Genomic DNA, 16,618 nt, shown 5'->3' with positions numbered 1-16,618 from the left:
CGTTTGGGCGCGTTCGCCGCCATTCCCCCGAGTTTAAAAACGTGCCAAGTTCGCCAGCAACTTCACGAGCTCGGCCGTGAAGCCGGCCGATCCGCCGGCGGCCACCTCTCCATCCACAGCGCCATCGCCGATGAAGGCCATGTCCACCGCCGCCGGCCGGCAGGGCGGTGCCGGGCGCACGCTGGCGGCGGCCGTTGCCATGCCACGCGGGGCGGCGAACCGAACCTCATTGCTGGATTTTTTCCCGAAGAACGTGCTCATGGCGACTCCCTTGTTGAATGCATAAGCCTGCATTTTGCACTGTTTCACTGATGGGATAAATGCGTATAATCGAATTAAGCATCCCAAAAATGGAGCAATAAAGTGGACGTGTTGAACTATATGCGGCTGTTCGTCGAGGTCGCCAAACGCAAGAGTTTTCGCGGCGCGGCCGAGGCGCTGGACATGTCCAACTCCACGCTGTCGCGCAACATCGCCGAGCTGGAGAGCACCATCGGCCTGCGCCTGTTGCACCGCTCGACCCGCAAGGTCGAGCTGACCGAGGCGGGCGAGGTGTATTTCAAGCGCTGCCAGGGCATCGTCGAGGAGGCCTTGTGCGCGCACGAGTCGCTGCGCGACGTGTCGGAGCGGGCCATCGGCACCTTGCGCGTGTCGATGACCGCCAGCTTCGCGGTCGGCTATCTGGCGCCCATCCTGGGCGAATTCTCCCGCGCCTATCCGCTGATCAAGTTCGACCTGGACTGCACGCCGAGGGCGGTGGACCTGCAGGCCGACCCCTACGACCTGGCGATCCGCCTGGGCGCGCCGCCGACCTCGCCGTCGTCGCTGGTGGCGCGCAAGGTCGCCGCGCTGCCGCGTTATCTGTACGCCTCGCCCGGCTATCTGCGGCAGGCGCCGGCCCTGGACCATCCCGACGACCTGGCCGGGCACGCGCTGTGCGGCCGGCCGACGTCGGGCGGGCAGTTTTCCGCCCGGCACAGCCTGCGGCGCGGCGGCGAGACGGTGGTGGTGATGCAGGAGTCGCGCTTCGTGACCAACGGCGCGGCGATGGCGCTGACGATGGCGGCCAACGATTTGTGCATCGCCGTGCTGGACCCGCGCCTGGCCCGGCAAGAGGTGGCGGCGGGGCGCCTGCTGCGGGTGCTGCCGGAATGGCAGGCCGAGTCGGTGGAGGTGCACGTGATCACCGACACGCGGCATCTGCCGGCCCGGAGCAAGTTGTTCATCGCGTTCCTGAAGGAGCGCCTGGCCGAGCCGTTGACGGTCGACAATGAACCGGCCAGCGGAGTGGCCGGCCAGCGCGACGACGAGGTCCGCAAGGCTAGTCCACCGGAATAGCCTGGTTGCGCGCCAAGTTCCAGCACCGCCCGCAGGCGCGCCAAGGGGCGCTCCTGTTGCGCTAGCTTACTTCGGCGCAGGCAGCGGCAGGCTGGTCAGGACGGGAGGCGCCGGCAGGGTCCGCTTGGACGCTTGGCGCAGGGTGTAGCTGCCGGCGCCGGCGGCGACAAAGTACATCGTGCCGTCTTCGGCGCCCACTTCGTACTCGACTGTTGCGGGGGCGCCGTTGCGGCTGACGCTCCAGTAGCCTTGGCTCAGGTCGGTTACCAACACCCGCAGCGTATCGGCGGTGGCTAGCTCGAAGCTGGCCGTGCCGCTGAGATCGGCGTCGTCCTTGGCGAACAGCACCACGCGGTTGTCGATCTTTACGCCGTGCATCGATGCCGACACGACGGCGTCGGTGGCCAGCGGCGGCAGGGCGCTGTCGGCGTCCATTACCTGCATCACGTTGAAGAACACGTCCGCCTCGGCGGCCTCCTTGGGTGACACCTCGACTCGCCATGCGCCCGGCTCTTCGCTGAATTTCAGACCCTTGTGGTCCATCAACGAGATTGGATAGTTGACGTAGCGTCCCGTTGATCCGTCGTAGACGCTGTATTCCTGGTCCTTGCCACCCACCTTGGTGAGCGTCGCCTCAAGCGGCAGCAGGGTGCGGTTAATCAGCTTGCCGTTGTAGCCGTCTGTATCCCGCTTGATGGTGGCCGTCTGGCTGTCCAGAGCGGGCTCTTGCACGCTGTGCAGCAGCCAGGTCTTCTTGAAATCCTTGTTGCTGGATTTGACCTTGTCGAGTACCAGCAGGGCGGCCGGATGGGCGTTGTTCTTCAGGTTCAGGAACACGAACGAGCGGGTGTAATTGCTGATCTTGTCGGAGTAGGCCGGCGCGATGTCACCCTTCAGGTAAGAGTAGTCGGGCGTCGAATTGTCCGGGCCGATTTCGTGCTTGAGCACGTTGGCGACGCGGTAGCCGTTTTTGTCGTCCTTCAGTGCCGTCAATGTGGCCGGCTCGGCCAGGACGAAGCGCTGGCCGCCGTCGTTCGACGCGGTGTTGATGAATTTTTCGCCGTCCTTGTAGACCAACATCGCATTGTGGGCAACGGTGCGCTTGTGGTAGTTGCTGTCATGCGCGCTGCCATAGCTCTGCGAAGTGGTTCCCAGAACGCCCTCATACAGGCCGGAGTCGATCGCCAGGTTGCCCTTGTAGTAGAGCTGGAAATGGCCGGCGTCGAGGTGTTGGTGGTTGGCGAAATAGTAACCTCCCACCTTCATCGTTGCCACCACGGCGGGCGATTGCATTTGCACGCCTTCGCTCCAGCCCGTCCTGGCCACCATCTGGCCGGCCGGTTCGGCGAAGTAGCGACTCAGCGGTAGTGTTTTCGTGTCGGTGTTGGCCAATTGCGGCTTGTTCAGCACGACCATCGACAAGTCATCGTAGGGATGGCGGGCGTCGGGCGTCGGCGATTGCGCGGCGAGGGCGAGCTGCCGCACAAATTCATCTTTCAGGTAGGGCTCGTCGTAGTAGCTAGCGGTCAGCATGTAGGTGCCGATCTGGTTCCAGTAGGTGTTGAAGGCGTTGTAGCCGCCTTGGTAGGAGTCGCCGTCGCGCATCAACTGGCCATCGGGGCGGCGAGTGTAGAGCCATTGATAGGGCGTGTACTGCTGAGTCGACGGGAAGACGTTGCCGGCGCCCATACGCTGGAATATCCATGCGGCGTACACGTCCCAGGTATAGCGATAGGGACCGTAGGAGTCGCCCTGGTGGTGGCTGTGCGATTTGTAGACGAGCTCGCGCGGGGCGATGAATTCCTGCAGGATGCGGCCGGCGGCGAGCTGGTAGACCGCCGTGGTTTCGTCATAGAAGGCGATGCCGGCGCTGAGCTGGTCGCGTAGCAATTGTGCTTCGCTGCTGTGGCCGGTCACGGCGCTTTGATTGACCGGCGGGAAACCGATTTCCATCTTCGAGGCGAGCGCGACGAATCTCTCGATGTAGGCGGTGCGCTGGTCCGTATTCATCAACCAATAGCACCAGTCGTAGACGATGGCGCTCAGCCAGATCGTTTCGCCGATGGCGCGCGTGTTGTCGATTTTACAGGTGTCGAAGTAGCCTTCCATGAGGCTGATGGCGTGCCGGCCGCTTTGCTCGTCGCTGTCGATCAGATGGAGTAGCGCCTTGGCGCGGACAGTCTCGGCGGCCAGGCCGCAGTATTTCGCCAGCTCTTTCTTTGCGTCGGCGGGATCGCCCGGTTTTGGGGGCGGGGGCAGCGTGCCGCTCGGGTTGTTTTTCGCGAAGGCTCGCAGCCGGCCCCATGCCGCGTTCATCGCTTGATACTCGGGACTACGGTCGTTGGCCCGCAGCGCCGCTTCGGCCTCGCGGTTGCGGATATCCTGCAGGTCGCCGGCGCGCAGCAACAACCGTGGGTGTTCGTTCAGCGGCGGCTGGGGCAGCGCGACGTTGTAGCTGCTCGGCGGCATGGAGTTGTACACCGTCGGGTCCTCGCCGATTCCTGTTGGTTTAAAGTAGCCGCGCTTGGTCAGCAGAATACGGTCTATCCGCATTCCAGCGTTGTGGTACTTCACCTTGAGCGTGTGCGGGCCGGCGCTCAAGGGCAGGCTTTTCGACACCATGACCCAGACCCATTTGTTGTAGCTGTCGTTGAACCAAAAGATGGAATTATTCCGCTCGTCGTTCGTCCAATACAGGGAGTCGGAATAGCTGTTCGGTGCCAGCACCCGCATCCACAGCACGTAATTTGCCGCCACGTCGGCCTGGACGGTATAGGACAGTTCGGCCACGGCATCGGGGACCGAGGGCACGGGGCCAGTTGGCACCACCACATAGCGGGTGTTGGGTTCTGTGGCATCCGTCTGTGTTTCCCAACGGTTGGCAATATCACCGTGTTCCGCCTCAAAAATTTTCTCGGTAGTAAAGGAGACTGTCTGGGTTCCTGCCTGGGTTGACGGACTGGCAAGCAGCACGACCAGCGAGGCAAATGCGGGCATTGCGGCGCGCACGGTACGACTGTTCATATTTGATTGGCTTTCTTGATATGCCTGGAGCGACGCGCAATACAGCACAACGTATGGGCGGATCCCAGCTGGCGGTGAGTAAATAGAAAATAAATGCTATTTTTGCATATCAATGAGGTAATTGCACTTGGGAAAATTTTTCTTTCTATGCAATGTTATGCTTGGGCGCGGCCCGAAATCTATTACGCACCCGGTTCCAGCACCGCCAGCAGGCGCGCCAGGCCGGCGTCGAGCGCGGCCAACTGCTTGCTGTCGAGCGGCGCCAGGATGCGGTGCTCGTTGGCCACGTGCGCCTCGACGGCGCGGTCGACCAGTTGCAGCCCGGCCTCGCTCAGCTGCACCAGCATGCTGCGGGCGTCGTCCGGGTTGGGCAGGCGGACGATCCAGCCGGCCGCCTCGAGCCGCTGCAGGCGGTGGGTCATGGTGCCGGAGGTGATCATCAGCGCCGAGAACAGCGCGGTCGGGGTCAGCCGGTGCGGCGCGCCGGCGCGGCGCAGCGTGGCCAGCATGTCGAACTCCCAGCTGCTCATGCCGAAGTCGGCGAAGGTGTCGTCGAGGCGGCGCTGCAGCAGCAGGGCGCAGCGGCGCAGGCGGCCGATGGTCGCCATCGGGGCGACGTCCAGGTCCGGCCGCTCGCGGTGCCACTGGTCGAGGATGCGGTCGACCGCGTCGGCGGCTCGCTCTGTTTTCATCTGCTGTCCCGGTTTGTCTTGAGGTGAAGATTATATGCCGCCGCCCACCAGCACGTGCAGCCGGGACGGCACGCCGATGTCGGTGCGTGCCGTCACGCCCAAGTCGAACTGCCGGCCGGCGCGCCGGTGTTGCGGGGCGATTTAACTTGAGTTCAAGATATGTGTTAGCATTATTTATCTTGAACTCAAGGTAATTCGCCATGAAAACATCGAACCGCATCGCCACCTGGGCCGACGTGCTGACGACGGCGCTGGCACCCGTCATCTGGGGCTCGACCTATATCGTCACCACGCAGTTGCTGCCGCCGGACCGGCCGTTCACGGCGGCGCTGTTGCGCGTGCTGCCGGCCGGCATATTGTTGACCTTGTTCAGCCGCCGCCTGCCGCAACGGGGGCAGTGGGGCCGGCTGCTGCTGTTGTCGGCCTTGAACATCGGCTTCTTCCAGGCGCTGCTGTTCGTCGCCGCCTACCGTTTGCCCGGCGGGCTGGCCGCCGTGGTCGGCGCGATCCAGCCGCTGCTGGTGATGGGCTTGGCATGGTCGGTGGACGGCCGCCGTCCGCCCGGCTTGGCGGTGGCGGCAGGCGTGGTCGGCATAGGCGGCATGGCGGCGCTGCTGCTGTCGCCCGGCTCGGCATGGGACGCGGTGGGCATCGCGGCGGCGCTGGCCGGCGCCGTCTGCATGGCGGCCGGCACCTTCCTGGCGCGCCGCTGGCGGCCGGACGTGCCGGTGCTGGCCTTCACCGGCTGGCAGTTGTTGGCCGGCGGCTTGATGCTGGCGCCGGTGGCCGCGCTGGTGGACGCGCCGTTGCCGGCGCTGAGCGGGCCGCAGCTGCTGGGCTACGCCTACCTTTCCGTGGCCGGCGCGATGCTGGCGTATGCGCTGTGGTTCCGTGGCATCGCGCGCTTGTCGCCGGTGGCGGTGTCGTCGCTGGGTTTGCTCAGTCCGCTGACGGCGGTCGCGCTGGGCTGGGCGCTGCTGGGGCAGTCGCTGGGCGGCGTGTCGCTGCTGGGCATGGCGCTGGTGATCGGTAGCATACTCGCGGTGCAGTGGGCGTCGGCGCCGCGCGCGCCGGCCTGAACGGGCCGGCTCAGGCGGCCTCGGGCGGCGGACCGAACTCGGCCGCCATCGCCAGCAGCAAGTCGGCGGCGGCGCCGGCGGCGGCGCTGCGGTAGCCGTCCTTGCGGCCGAGCATGGCGACGGTGCGCGCCGGCGGCGCCGGCGCCAGCGCCACGCAGACCAGCTCCGGCTGGGCGCGGGCGATGGCGTCGGGCAGCAGGGTGGCCATGCGGCCCTGGCGCACGATCTTGACGACGCTGCTGATCGAGTTGGCCTGCAACATGATGCGCGGCGCCACGCCGTGCCCGGCCAGCCAGGCGTCGACGCTTTGGCGGGTGGCGAACTCGCGCGTCAGCAGGGCCAGCGGCTGGTCCTGCAATTGTTGCGGCGCCAGCGGGCCGGCGCCGGCGTAGGGGTGGTCGCGGCCGACCACCAGGGTCAGCCGTTCCTGGAACAGCGGCAGGCTGTCGATCTCGGCGGCGCGTACGCCGCTGAAGGCGATGCCCAGGTCGACGCCGTCGTCGCCCAGTTCGGCGACGATCTGGTCCAGCGTCATCTCGCTGACGGTGAGCTCGATGCCGGGATGGCGCGCGCCGAAGCGCTCGACCAGCGGCGCCACCAAATACTCGGTGAAGGTGGGCGTGATGGCCAGGTGCAGGCTGCCGCGCGACAAGTCCCGCACGTCGTGGATGGCGCGTTCGCCGGCGTCCAGTTCGGCCAGGGCGCGGCGGGCGTGGGCCAGATAGGCCTGCCCGGCGTCGGTCAATTGCACGCTGCGGCCGCTGCGGTCGAACAGGCGGGCGCCGAAGCCCTCCTCCAATTGCTTGATCTGCTGCGACAGCGCCGGCTGCGACACGTGCAGCGCCTGGGCGGCGCGGGTGAAGTTGCGGTGTTCGGCGACGGCCAAGAGGTAGCGGATGTGACGCAGCAGCATGGGATTAAACTATAAGGTGGGCTTATAACCGTGATTATAAACAAGTATTAGATCTTATGGCCGTGCCGGCCTATTCTACGTCCATTACTTCTCGGGACAAGAACATGAAAGACGTGATCAAAGGTTTTATGCGCTTCCGTCGCGCCGCCTATCCGCAGCGGGCCGAGCTGTTCGGCAAGCTGGCCAACAGCCAGGCGCCGGGCGCGCTGTTCATCACCTGCTCGGACAGCCGCGTGGTGCCGGAGCTGCTGGTGCAGAGCGAGCCGGGCGAGCTGTTCGTGATCCGCAACGCCGGCAACATCGTGCCCGGCTACGGCCCGGAGCCGGGCGGCGTGTCGGCCACGGTGGAGTACGCGGTGGCGGTGCTGGGGGTGAGCGACGTGGTGATCTGCGGCCACTCCGACTGCGGCGCCATGTCGGCCATCGCCAATTGCACCTGCCTCGACCACCTGCCGGCGGTGGCCAACTGGCTGCGCCACGCCGACGCCGCCAAGGCGATCAACGCGGCGCGCCGCCACAGCTCGCCGGAGGCGCGCGTCAGCGCCCTGGTGCGCGACAACGTGGTGGCCCAGCTGGCCAATCTGCGCACCCATCCGTCGGTGGCGCTGGCGGTCGAACAGGGCAAGCTCGACCTGCACGGCTGGGTCTACGACATCGAGAGCGGCGGCATGCTGGCGCTGGACGGCGACTCGGGCCGCTTCGTGCAACTCGACAAGTTTCCCCATACCCGCGCCATGCGCAGCCAGCCGTCGGCGCTGGCGCTGGTCGGCTGAACTGTTTCACACCCTAGTAGTCCCCACCAAACCATGAAAGGAAAGACCATGCCACATTCGAACGTATTCTCCGCCCCCCGCCTCGCCCTGAGCGAGCGCATCCTGGCCGCCAAGGCGGCCAAGAACCTGAGCTGGGAGGCGCTCGCCGCCGGCACCGGCCTGAGCCTGGTGTACGTGACGGCGGCCCTGCTGGGCCAGCATCCGCTGCCGCAGCCGGTGGCCGAGATCGTCGCCGAGCGGCTCGGCCTGGACGCCGAGGCGGTGTTGCTGTTGCAGCAGATTCCGCTGCGCGGCAGCTTCGCCGACGGCATCCCGAGCGACCCGACCATCTACCGCTTCTACGAGATGATCCAGGTCTACGGCACCACCTTGAAGGCGCTGGTGCACGAGCAGTTTGGCGACGGCATCATCAGCGCGATCAACTTCAAGCTCGACATCAAGAAGGTCGACGATCCGGAGGGCGGCTCGCGCGCCGTCATCACGCTCGACGGCAAGTATCTGCCGACCAAGCCGTTCTGAGCGGCGCGCCGCCCGGCCGACACCGAGACTGTTAGGCGGGGCTGCCGACTTCGGCGCCCTGCAGGAAGTCGGCGAGGGCGGCGTTGACCACGGCGGCGTGGCTGATCGGCGCCATGTGGCCGCCCTTGGTCTGCAGCGCGCTGGCGTTCGGCAGGGCCGCCGCCAGGCGCTCGGCCAGGCGGCGCGTCGAGGCCGGGCTGTTCAGGCCGGACAGCACCAGCGCCGGCATGTCCAGCCCGGCCAGGTCGGCCAGCGTGGCCGGCTCGCCCAGCAGGGCCTGGAAGTCCAGCTTGACCTTGGCGATCTGGCCGCCGAGCTTGTCCTGCTGGACGGCCGGCAGGCTGTCGAACACGCCGGGGCGGTTCCAATAGTCGATGAAGATGCGGGTGGCGTCCGGCGCCGTGTCGGCACGCATGATCTGCGCCACCACCGCCTCGATCTCCATGCGCGCCGCGTCGTGCGCCGGCAGCAGGTGGAAGGCGACCGGCTCGAACAGGGCCAGCGACAGCACGCGCGCCGGCATCTGGCGGGCGATGCGCAGCGCCGTGGCGCCGCCGTAGGAGTGGCCGACCAGGTGGAAGGGCTCGGCCGGGTCCAGGTGGGCGGCGAGGGCGGCGTTGACGGCGTCGGCCTCGTGGGCCAGCGAGAAGGCGGCGCCGATGTCGGCCGGGAAGGGCGACTTGCCGTAGCCGAGCAAATCGACGGCGATGCAGCGGAAGCGCGACTCTAGTTGGGCGATCAGGTCGGACCACTGGGCGCGGGAACTCATGGAGCTGTGCAGTAAAACGAGGGCAGGCCGCGCGTCCGGCGGCAGTGCGGTGGTAGGCATGGACGGTGATGGGAAGAGGAAAAGCGGCGATTATATGCTGTCTGAAACGTGCTGTTTGAAGCGTGCCGTTTGATACCTGCTGTTTACGGTGGGCTGCCTACGGCGCACTGTTTGCGGTGCGCCCGGTCCGGCTGTTTTGCCAAATGCCAACCCGCTGCGGCCAAAAAAACAGGGCGACCAACTCGCGCTGGCCGCCCTTCAATTTCTTGCTGAAGTATTACTTTTTGTTCCCTGCTTATTTCTTGGCGGCCGAACGGCGGCGACTGATCATGCCCAGCAGACCCAGGCCACCCAGCAGCATGGCGTAGGTGCCTGGCTCAGGCACAGGGGCGGTTGGCGACTCGTAGGCGCGGTAGTTGCTCAGGCCGTGGGGCAGACCGCCGATGCTGAAGGTGGTGCCGGCGGCCAGCGGTGCGCTCCAGTGGAACAGCAATTCGCCTTGGCCGAAGTGCACCGCCAGGTAGTCGTACGAGCCGTTGCTGGTGAAGCTGTTGCTGTACGGCGTGGAGGCCAGCGCGCCGGAGCCGTTGGTGCACGCGCTGGTTGGGTTGTCGCACTGCGACACGACGGCGGTCAGTGCGTTGAGGCCGGTCAAGCCGAACTGGGTGTTGATGACGGCCATGATGTTGGCGGCGCTCTGGTTGGCGATGTTGCCATCGTAGTACTTCACTTCCAGCGCCGGCGAAGGCGAGTAGGTGATGACGTTGCCGTCGATCATGAAGCCGCTGGCGGGGCCTACGTCGGTCCACACAGGTGGCGGCGGTGGCGCGGCGAAGGCGCTGGAGGCGGCCAGCAGCGTGGCGGCGAGCAGGGTGGTTTTGGCGACCGCGGAAGTGGAGAAGTTCATTTTGTCCTCTGAATTGGTGGTGTTGCGCAGAAGTGAAATTGACCCCATTTCCCGTCAGTTTCGTCAGCGCGCTTGATACGGGCACTACAGGAACGATAGTAGCATTTTGCCCACTAAGGTTCCAAAAAAATAACTCAAAGTGCAAAAATACAACATTAGTTTCCACAGTGAATATATGTAAATTGTAAGCACATAAATGCACCTTTTGGCCGCGTCCGCGCATACGCCCGCAGGGCTCGCTCCTGCCGGTGTTCGGTGTGGAAAGCCGGGTGGACGATTAGTCGGGCGGGCGGCGGGGCGCCGCCTGGCGCCTTGCATGAGGCGAGCTTGCCGGGCGCCGGCGCTGGCGTGGCGGGGTGTCGCCGGGCGGCGTCCGGCGCAGGGTGGCGAAGACGTATTTGACGAGCAGGCTGACGACCACGCCTGCGATTCCCAGCATTATGAGGAAGGTTTGCATCATCCTTGATTCGGCTCCGCAATAGGGGCGCGTTCGATATTCGAGCGGGCATGGTAGTGCGGCGGGGACGGAAAAGATAATGATTAGTTATGAACAAGTCGTTCACATTTGCAGATGCCAGCCGGCATCGGCGGCGGGCGCCGTCGCGCCCGCCCGGACACTCAGGCGCCGTGGCGCGGCGCGGCGCCGGCCGCCGCGTGCAGCTGCTGGTGCAGCTTGCGCAGGCAGAACCAGACGCCGGCGGTGACCAGCGGCACCATCAGGCCGGTCAGCAGGTCGGGATTGACCGGCAGGTTGCTCGCCTTCATCGCCTTGCCGGCGTAGCCGACCAGCCCCAGCAGGTAGTAGGAGATGGCCACCACCGACAGGCCCTCGACCGCCTGTTGCAGCCGCAGCTGCTGGGCGGCGCGGGCGTCGAGCGACTGCAGGATCTTGCGGTTCTGCCGCTCCTGCTCGATGCCGACGCGGGTGCGCAGCAGGTCGTTGCTGCGGGCGATACGCGTGGCCAGCGCCTCCTGCCGCTGTGCCACCGAGGTGCAGGTGTGCATGGCCGGGGCCAGCCGCCGGCCCATGAACTCGGCCAGGGTCGGCATGCCCTCGATGCGCAGTTCGCGCAGCTCCTGGATGCGCGCCTGCACCAGGCTGAAGTAGGCCTGCGAGGCGGCGAAGCGGTAGCTGTTGTTGACCGACAGCTTCTCCAGCCGCGCCGCCAAGCCGGAGATGCGGTGCAGCAGGTTCTGGTCCTCGTTGGAGCCGGCCGCCGGGGCCGCGCCCTGCTCGCTTTGCACCAGCGTGGCGGTGAGCGCCGCCAGTTCGCTCTCGATGGTGTTGAGGGCCGGCTGGCTGGCCTCGGCCTGGGGCAGGCCGAGCAGCGCCATGGTGCGGTAGGTTTCGATCTCCAGCAAGCGGCCGACCAGGCGGCCGGCCTGGAACTCGCGCAGGCTCAGGTCGCGCACGACGAAGCGGCTGAAGCCGTCCGGCTGGATCTTGAAGTCGGTCCAGATCTCGCCGCCGCCGCCGCCGACGCTGCCGCCGACCAGCACGTTGCCCTGGAACAGTTCGCGCAGCTCCTCGCGCAGGTCCTCTGGCAGGTCCTCGCCCGGCCCGCCGCGCGGCGCGGCCGCCGCGCCCGCCCCGGTCGGCGCGTCCTTGCTCAGCACGACGTGGGCGGCGACGATGATCTTGCCGTGCAGCCCGGCCAGCCATTCCTGCGGCACGTGTTGCAGCGGCGCCCGCTCGAAGGCCTGGCGCCAGCCGGCCGCCTCGGCGCCGCGCTCGACGAAGGTGTAGGTGGCGAACTCGGTGTGGCATTCCCACTTCAGGCGGAAGCGGTCGAAGTCGTGGTAAAAGTAGCGCGCCTGCGGATGCGGCACGGCCACGCCGTAGTGGAGGCACAGCTCCTGCAGGATGCGGTGCTGGACGGCGCGGTGGTTGTGCTGGGCGCCCGGTTCGACCGGCGCGTACAGCGCGAAGTGGGTCAGCGTCTCCGGTGCCTGCAGCGCCAGGAAGGGGCGCGAATGGATCTCGGCGGCCAGCGGCACCCGCAAGGGGTGGTTCAGTTTGGCGAAATCGGCGTTGGCACGGTAAGCGACGGGCATAGCCCTCCCAAGGTGGGTAAAGGATGAGTAGGTGTTGTCAACGAGTATATCGCCGCATAAGATTCGTCACAACTTTCGTTTTGCAATATATGCTTTGGCCGGCTATGGTCGGCTATGGCCGGCCGTGATGGTTCAGTCCGCCGGCTCGTTCGGAATCAGCACCAGCAGGTCGGTCACGCCGATGTCCTGGCCGGCCTGGAACAGCAGGGTGCTGGCCTGGCCGCGATGGTGGGTCTGGTGGTTGAACAGGTGGGCCAGCACGCTGGACAGCCGCTTGGCGAAGGGCAGGCCCTTGGTGTTGTGGTAGCGCAGGGGGCCGGCCAGCTCCTCGTCGCCGAGTTCGGCGACGAAGGCGTGGATGACGGCGTCGAGCGCGCGCCGGCGCGCCAGCAGCGGCGCCAGTTCCGTCTCCAGCACCTGGCCCAGTGCGCTCGGCGCCGGCAGCGCCCGCACCGGGTCCAGCGCCGGGTGGGTGGCCGGCAGGGCGGCGCAGCGTTGCAGCCAGATGGTGTCGGCCACCACCAGGTGGTTCAGCGTGCCGATGATGGAGCCGAAGAAGGCGCCGCGCTCGGCCGTCAGCTCGGCCGGCGCCAGCCGCGCGGCGGCGGCGTAGACCTGTTGGTTCATCGTCTCGTTGTAGCTCGCCATCAAGGCGAAGTGTTCGCGTGTGCTCATCGTGCTTCCTCGGTGGGGTGCGCGCCCGGGGGCGCGGACGCGCCGGGCAGTTGGCGCAGCGCCTGCTCGAACGCCGTGGCGAATTTTGCCACAATCGGCGCCGTGTCGCGCCGGCGGAGCAGGCCGACAATGGAGCCGGCCTGCTGCGGCGGCAGGTCGAGGAAGCGGACGCCGGCCGGCGCCACCTCGCGCATGCTGTCGGGCACGATGGCGATGCCGAAGCCGGCCTCGATCAGGTTCAGCAGCGAGGTCTTGCGCGAGGTGGCGCGCGCCGCCGTGGGGAAGAAGCCCTGCGCCTGGCACAGGCCGGCGACCAGGTAGCTCAGGCCGCCGCGCTCGGGGTGGGGCAGCGAGACGAAGCGCTCGCCGCGCAGCCCGGCGATGTCGCCGGCGGCCTGCTCGGCCAGGCGGTGGCGGCGCGGCACGGCCACCACCAGGCGCTCGCTGAACACCTCGCGCAGCTCGATGTTGGCGTGGCGGCGCAGCACCGGCAGGCGCACCAGGCCGAGGTCGGCGCGGCCCTCCTCGATGTCGCTCACCTGGTGGTCGGAGGCGGCCTTGGCCACCTCCAGCGTGACGCCGGGGAAGTCGTCGAGCAGGCGGTGCAGGGCGGCGCCGATGGCCGCCGTCAAGGTCACCGAGCTCGAGTGCAACAGGCGGATGGTGCCCTGCTCGCCCTTGCTCACGTGTTGGGTCTGTTGCACCGTCTCGGCCAGCTCCTGCAACAGGCGCTTGCTGCGCTGGTGGAACAGGCGGCCCGCCTCGGTCAGCTCGAAGTGGCGGGCGTCGCGTTCGAGCAGCACGGCCTGCAGCTCGTTCTCCAGCTCCTTGATGTGGCGGCTCAGCGCCGACTGCGCCACGTACAGGCGCTCGGCGGCGCGCGAGTAGCTGCCGGCGTCGACGATTTCCACGAAATACTTCATCTGTTTGAGCGAGATCATGCCTATGCCTTTTCGAGATAGCTGGGGCGCACATTTGATATTGGCGCCGGTGCCGCTGGCGGCGTTACAGTCTGGCCTGATCCAAGCAAAGGGAGAAACAACATGAGCGATTTGCTGGTGATCGTCGGCTGCGCCGGAATGGGCCTGAGTATTGCCGTTAAACTGATTGTCGTCCAGTGCCTGCGGGCGCGCGGCGGGGCGGCGCAGGGCGCCGCGCCGGCGTCGGCTGAAAAAATCGACAACCAGGAATAATCGCAAATATTTATTCCCATGTGGAAATAGCGTAAGATGGCGGCCTAGGCGCCGGGCTTGCCGCCGCGCCGCCACCGCCTGCCACGCCACATGACCAACTCCATCGACACCGCGAACTACCTGAGCCAACGCCTGAAGACCAGCGGCTGGCATATCCTCAGCACCATCGGCCTGGGCCTGGCGGCGGTCGTGCTGGCCTTCTTCGGCCAGCAGTTCCTGGCCGACGCCCGCCCGCTGTTTCCCGTCATCGAGCAGAACTACGCGCTGTGGCAGACCGGCTACGTCGCCGTGCTGCTGTTGATGGGCGTGCTGTGGGTGGTCGCCATGTCGCAGCGGGTCAAGCTGTTCCGCGACTGCCAGCAGCGCATCGCCAAGCAACGCCTACTCGACGACGAGCGCGAGGAGCGCGCCCAGCACGCGCTGATGGTCAAGATGGAGCGCGAGCGCTTGCGCGTCGAGGCCGAACCGGTGCCCTTCTCCAAGCGCAACTCGCGCGGCTCGAAGTTCGACTACTGAGGCGAACCGGTCCGGCGCACCCTTAGTGCAGTTTGACCGGCGGCACCAGCTTGCCGCGCAGCCAGTCGACCAGGCTGTGCGCCGCCGTCCTGGCCATGCCGTGCAGGGCCAGCAGGTGCTTCTGGTACATCAGGCGGTACAGCAGGCGTGCCGCCGCGCCGCCCACGTGCACGCTCTTGCCGCTCAGCGCGCCGGTCAACACGCCGACCGCCGCCAGCGGCCCCAATGACACCAGGGAACCATAGTCGCGGTAGCGGAAGTCCGGCTTGCGCGGCGTGTCGCGGCGCGCCAGCAGGTCGGCCAGGAACATCGCCTGCTGGTGCGCCACCTGGGCGCGCGGCGGCGCCGCCGTGCCCTTCTGTGGACAGGTGAAGCTGGCGCAGTCGCCGAAGGCGTAGACGTTGGCGTCGCCGCCGGCCTGCAGCGTGGCGTCGACGACGATCTGGCGCAGCCGGTTGACCGCCAGGCCGAGGCTGGCGCACAGCGCCGGCGCCTCGACCCCGGCGGCCCACAGCATCAGGTCGGCCGGGTGGGCCTGGCCGGTGGCGTCGAGCACGGCGCCCGGCGCCACGCTGGCCACGGCGGTGCCGGTCAGCACGGCGATGCCGAGCGAGCGCAGGTGGCGCGCGGCGCGCTCCGACAACTGCGGGTGCAGGTGCGGCAGCAGGTACTGGCCGCGCTCGATGACGCTGATTTGCACGTCGCGCAGCGGGTCGAGGGCGTGCACCTTGTACTCGGCCAGCGAGCGGGCGGCGTGGCTCAGCTCGGCCGCCAGTTCGACGCCGGTGGCGCCGCCGCCGACGATCACCACGCCGACCCGGCCCAGCGCCAGGTTGCCGTTGGCCTTGTGCTCGCCGGCGCGGATGCAGGCGGCGACGAAGCGCTTGCGGAAGGCCTCGGCCTCGCCGACGTTGTCGAGCGTCAGCGCGTGCTCGGCCGCGCCGGGCACGTTGAAGAAGTTGGTCACCGAGCCCAGCGCCAGCACCAGCTTGTCGTAGGGCAGGCGGCGGCGCGGCTGCAGCTCGAGGCCGTCGACGCAGCGCGGCGCCAGCTCGACGCTGCGGCGGGCGCGGTCGATCGACAGCACCTCGCCCTGGACGAACTCGAAGGCGTGCTCGGCCGCCTGGGCGGAGAACTCGATCTGCGTCACCTGCGGGTCGCACTTGCCGGAGGCCACGGTGTGCAGCAGCGGCTTCCAGAAGTGCCCCGGCGAGCGGTCGACCAGCAGCACGCGGGCGCGCTTGCTCCTGCCCAGGGTGTCGCCCAGGCGGGTGGCCAGTTCGAGTCCGCCGGCGCCGCCTCCTACGATAACGATGGTGTCCATGGTTCGCCTCCAGAGTGTGTTGATGGTGTGCGACAGGATGGTCCTCAGGCTTCCGGCTATGCCGGGCCGGCCGCTCGGCCGCCCCGTTCGTCTCGCTTAGGCGGCCAGTTCCTGCTCTTCCTGCGGATTGGCCGTGAACGGGCTGGTGCGCAGTTCGCGCAGCGCGTCGAAGGTGATGAACTGCTGCGGCCGCAGCACGTCGGCGCCGTAGGGCGCCACCGAGACGGTCCACAGGCCGGCCGCCTCGGCCGCGCGCAGGCTGGGCGCGGCGGCGTCGATGGCGATGCTGGCGGCCGGCTCCAGGCCCATGGCGTTGAGGGCGCGGGCGTGCGGGCCGGTGCCGGCCGGGCCGTCGAAGTTGGCGCCGCCGGCGACCACGGCGAACAGGCTGTTGACGTCGGCGCCGAAGCATTGCTCGAGCAGCTGGGCGGTGACCGGCGCCGGCAGGTCCGACAGCACGGCCAGCTTGCAGCCGGCGGCGCGGGCGTCCTCGATCAGCGCCAGCGCGGCAGGCGAAGGCTTCAGCGCCTGCTGCGCCACGGCCTGCTGGAAGTGGGCGTGCTTGGCGGCGAACAGCTCGGCGACGCGGGCCTTGTCGCGCGCCAGCGGCTCGCCGCCGAGCGCGGCGCCGACGGCGCGGGCGTAGCCGTGGGTGGCGGCGGCGCCGCGCAGCGCCGGCAGGGTCCAGCGCAGCGACAGGCCGGCCTGGGCGAAGGCGGCGTTGCAAGCCGCCAGGTGCAGCGCTTCGGTGTCGAACAGTACGCCGTCGAGGCCCAGGAAGATTACGTCGATGCTCATGTCGTGCTCCGCTAAAAGGTGGGTGATCGCAAAACTGCGGTGG

17 protein-coding genes are annotated in these 16,618 nt (G+C 67.5%); 6 read left to right on the top strand and 11 right to left on the bottom strand.

The window, feature by feature from the left end; genetic code table 11:
• Window positions 1-33: 33 nt before the first annotated feature.
• Window positions 34-261 (bottom strand): hypothetical protein, encoded by a 228-nt coding sequence (locus BM252_RS10990; RefSeq protein WP_139236413.1) that lies wholly within the window; start codon window positions 259-261, stop codon window positions 34-36.
• A 102-nt stretch (window positions 262-363) separates the two neighbouring features.
• Between BM252_RS10990 and BM252_RS10985 the strand changes: the two genes are divergently transcribed.
• Window positions 364-1,338, top strand: coding sequence for a LysR family transcriptional regulator (locus tag BM252_RS10985; protein ID WP_093387458.1), 975 nt, complete (start codon window positions 364-366; stop codon window positions 1,336-1,338).
• Between the two features lie 66 nt (window positions 1,339-1,404).
• Here BM252_RS10985 and hepB read toward each other — a convergent pair whose 3' ends face one another.
• Window positions 1,405-4,362, bottom strand: a complete 2,958-nt coding sequence (gene hepB, locus BM252_RS10980) for a heparin/heparin-sulfate lyase HepB (RefSeq protein ID WP_139236412.1) — start codon at window positions 4,360-4,362, stop codon at window positions 1,405-1,407.
• A 182-nt stretch (window positions 4,363-4,544) separates the two neighbouring features.
• Window positions 4,545-5,054: a MarR family winged helix-turn-helix transcriptional regulator gene (locus BM252_RS10975; protein ID WP_093387454.1), complete on the bottom strand. Its 510-nt coding sequence runs from the start codon at window positions 5,052-5,054 to the stop codon at window positions 4,545-4,547.
• A 200-nt stretch (window positions 5,055-5,254) separates the two neighbouring features.
• Between BM252_RS10975 and BM252_RS10970 the strand changes: the two genes are divergently transcribed.
• Window positions 5,255-6,133 carry an EamA family transporter gene (locus tag BM252_RS10970; protein ID WP_093387453.1) on the top strand — a complete coding sequence of 293 codons (879 nt, stop codon included), beginning with the start codon at window positions 5,255-5,257 and terminating at the stop codon, window positions 6,131-6,133.
• Between the two features lie 10 nt (window positions 6,134-6,143).
• On the opposite strand, the gene cynR is transcribed toward BM252_RS10970, so the two are convergent.
• Window positions 6,144-7,046, bottom strand: coding sequence for a transcriptional regulator CynR (gene cynR / locus BM252_RS10965; RefSeq protein WP_093387451.1), 903 nt, complete (start codon window positions 7,044-7,046; stop codon window positions 6,144-6,146).
• A gap of 104 nt (window positions 7,047-7,150) precedes the next feature.
• Between cynR and BM252_RS10960 the strand changes: the two genes are divergently transcribed.
• Window positions 7,151-7,819, top strand: coding sequence for a carbonic anhydrase (locus tag BM252_RS10960; protein WP_093387450.1), 669 nt, complete (start codon window positions 7,151-7,153; stop codon window positions 7,817-7,819).
• A gap of 48 nt (window positions 7,820-7,867) precedes the next feature.
• Window positions 7,868-8,338, top strand: a complete 471-nt coding sequence (gene cynS, locus BM252_RS10955; RefSeq protein ID WP_093387448.1) for a cyanase — start codon at window positions 7,868-7,870, stop codon at window positions 8,336-8,338.
• Between the two features lie 31 nt (window positions 8,339-8,369).
• Here the strand turns inward: cynS and BM252_RS10950 are convergent, their stop codons facing one another.
• The 5 genes from BM252_RS10950 to BM252_RS10930 all read right to left on the bottom strand — a co-directional run bounded on the left by BM252_RS10950 (window position 8,370) and on the right by BM252_RS10930 (window position 13,685).
• On the bottom strand, window positions 8,370-9,167 hold the full coding sequence (locus BM252_RS10950; RefSeq protein ID WP_093387446.1) for an alpha/beta fold hydrolase: 798 nt from the start codon (window positions 9,165-9,167) through the stop codon (window positions 8,370-8,372).
• Window positions 9,168-9,402: 235 nt separating this feature from the next.
• Complete coding sequence (locus BM252_RS10945; RefSeq protein WP_139236410.1) at window positions 9,403-10,014, bottom strand: PEP-CTERM sorting domain-containing protein; 612 nt, start codon at window positions 10,012-10,014, stop codon at window positions 9,403-9,405.
• Window positions 10,015-10,632: 618 nt separating this feature from the next.
• On the bottom strand, window positions 10,633-12,069 hold the full coding sequence (locus tag BM252_RS10940; RefSeq protein WP_093387443.1) for a DUF3422 family protein: 1,437 nt from the start codon (window positions 12,067-12,069) through the stop codon (window positions 10,633-10,635).
• Between the two features lie 132 nt (window positions 12,070-12,201).
• Window positions 12,202-12,744 (bottom strand): DinB family protein, encoded by a 543-nt coding sequence (locus BM252_RS10935; RefSeq protein ID WP_093387441.1) that lies wholly within the window; start codon window positions 12,742-12,744, stop codon window positions 12,202-12,204.
• On the bottom strand, window positions 12,741-13,685 hold the full coding sequence (locus tag BM252_RS10930; RefSeq protein ID WP_093387440.1) for a LysR family transcriptional regulator: 945 nt from the start codon (window positions 13,683-13,685) through the stop codon (window positions 12,741-12,743). Before BM252_RS10930 ends, BM252_RS10935 begins: the two co-directional genes overlap by 4 nt.
• A gap of 102 nt (window positions 13,686-13,787) precedes the next feature.
• On the opposite strand from BM252_RS10930, the gene BM252_RS30955 reads away from it, so the two are divergent.
• Both BM252_RS30955 and BM252_RS10925 read left to right on the top strand, forming a co-directional pair.
• Entirely contained in the window at window positions 13,788-13,937 is a 150-nt protein-coding gene (locus BM252_RS30955) for a hypothetical protein (RefSeq protein ID WP_174900492.1), read from the top strand.
• Window positions 13,938-14,027: 90 nt separating this feature from the next.
• A complete protein-coding gene (locus BM252_RS10925; protein ID WP_139236408.1) occupies window positions 14,028-14,453 on the top strand; it encodes a hypothetical protein in 426 nt (141 codons plus the stop codon).
• 22 nt (window positions 14,454-14,475) lie between these two features.
• On the opposite strand, the gene BM252_RS10920 is transcribed toward BM252_RS10925, so the two are convergent.
• Together BM252_RS10920 and BM252_RS10915 are read right to left on the bottom strand one after the other, a co-directional pair.
• The gene (locus tag BM252_RS10920; RefSeq protein WP_093387437.1) at window positions 14,476-15,777 is read right to left on the bottom strand and encodes an NAD(P)/FAD-dependent oxidoreductase; all 1,302 of its coding nucleotides are present in this window, start codon (window positions 15,775-15,777) and stop codon (window positions 14,476-14,478) included.
• Between the two features lie 96 nt (window positions 15,778-15,873).
• Window positions 15,874-16,575, bottom strand: a complete 702-nt coding sequence (locus tag BM252_RS10915) for an HAD family hydrolase (RefSeq protein ID WP_093387435.1) — start codon at window positions 16,573-16,575, stop codon at window positions 15,874-15,876.
• Window positions 16,576-16,618: the final 43 nt, after the last annotated feature.

The organism is Rugamonas rubra (assembly GCF_900114705.1).
Taxonomy (GTDB): Bacteria; Pseudomonadota; Gammaproteobacteria; order Burkholderiales; family Burkholderiaceae_D; genus Rugamonas; species Rugamonas rubra.
This window is presented reverse-complemented; position numbering and strand designations above follow the sequence as displayed.

What these genes read in the sequence shown, in the direction of transcription:
- BM252_RS10925 (WP_139236408.1), top strand. Translation starts at nt 14,028, where the DNA reads ATGACCAACTCCATCGACACCGCGAACTACCTGAGCCAACGCCTGAAG.
- BM252_RS10920 (WP_093387437.1), bottom strand. Translation starts at nt 15,777, where the DNA reads ATGGACACCATCGTTATCGTAGGAGGCGGCGCCGGCGGACTCGAACTG.
- BM252_RS10915 (WP_093387435.1), bottom strand. Translation starts at nt 16,575, where the DNA reads ATGAGCATCGACGTAATCTTCCTGGGCCTCGACGGCGTACTGTTCGAC.
- BM252_RS10960 (WP_093387450.1), top strand. Translation starts at nt 7,151, where the DNA reads ATGAAAGACGTGATCAAAGGTTTTATGCGCTTCCGTCGCGCCGCCTAT.
- BM252_RS10970 (WP_093387453.1), top strand. Translation starts at nt 5,255, where the DNA reads ATGAAAACATCGAACCGCATCGCCACCTGGGCCGACGTGCTGACGACG.
- BM252_RS10945 (WP_139236410.1), bottom strand. Translation starts at nt 10,014, where the DNA reads ATGAACTTCTCCACTTCCGCGGTCGCCAAAACCACCCTGCTCGCCGCC.
- BM252_RS30955 (WP_174900492.1), top strand. Translation starts at nt 13,788, where the DNA reads ATGAGCGATTTGCTGGTGATCGTCGGCTGCGCCGGAATGGGCCTGAGT.
- BM252_RS10930 (WP_093387440.1), bottom strand. Translation starts at nt 13,685, where the DNA reads ATGATCTCGCTCAAACAGATGAAGTATTTCGTGGAAATCGTCGACGCC.
- BM252_RS10940 (WP_093387443.1), bottom strand. Translation starts at nt 12,069, where the DNA reads ATGCCCGTCGCTTACCGTGCCAACGCCGATTTCGCCAAACTGAACCAC.
- BM252_RS10975 (WP_093387454.1), bottom strand. Translation starts at nt 5,054, where the DNA reads ATGAAAACAGAGCGAGCCGCCGACGCGGTCGACCGCATCCTCGACCAG.
- cynS (WP_093387448.1), top strand. Translation starts at nt 7,868, where the DNA reads ATGCCACATTCGAACGTATTCTCCGCCCCCCGCCTCGCCCTGAGCGAG.
- cynR (WP_093387451.1), bottom strand. Translation starts at nt 7,046, where the DNA reads ATGCTGCTGCGTCACATCCGCTACCTCTTGGCCGTCGCCGAACACCGC.
- hepB (WP_139236412.1), bottom strand. Translation starts at nt 4,362, where the DNA reads ATGAACAGTCGTACCGTGCGCGCCGCAATGCCCGCATTTGCCTCGCTG.
- BM252_RS10935 (WP_093387441.1), bottom strand. Translation starts at nt 12,744, where the DNA reads ATGAGCACACGCGAACACTTCGCCTTGATGGCGAGCTACAACGAGACG.
- BM252_RS10990 (WP_139236413.1), bottom strand. Translation starts at nt 261, where the DNA reads ATGAGCACGTTCTTCGGGAAAAAATCCAGCAATGAGGTTCGGTTCGCC.
- BM252_RS10950 (WP_093387446.1), bottom strand. Translation starts at nt 9,167, where the DNA reads ATGCCTACCACCGCACTGCCGCCGGACGCGCGGCCTGCCCTCGTTTTA.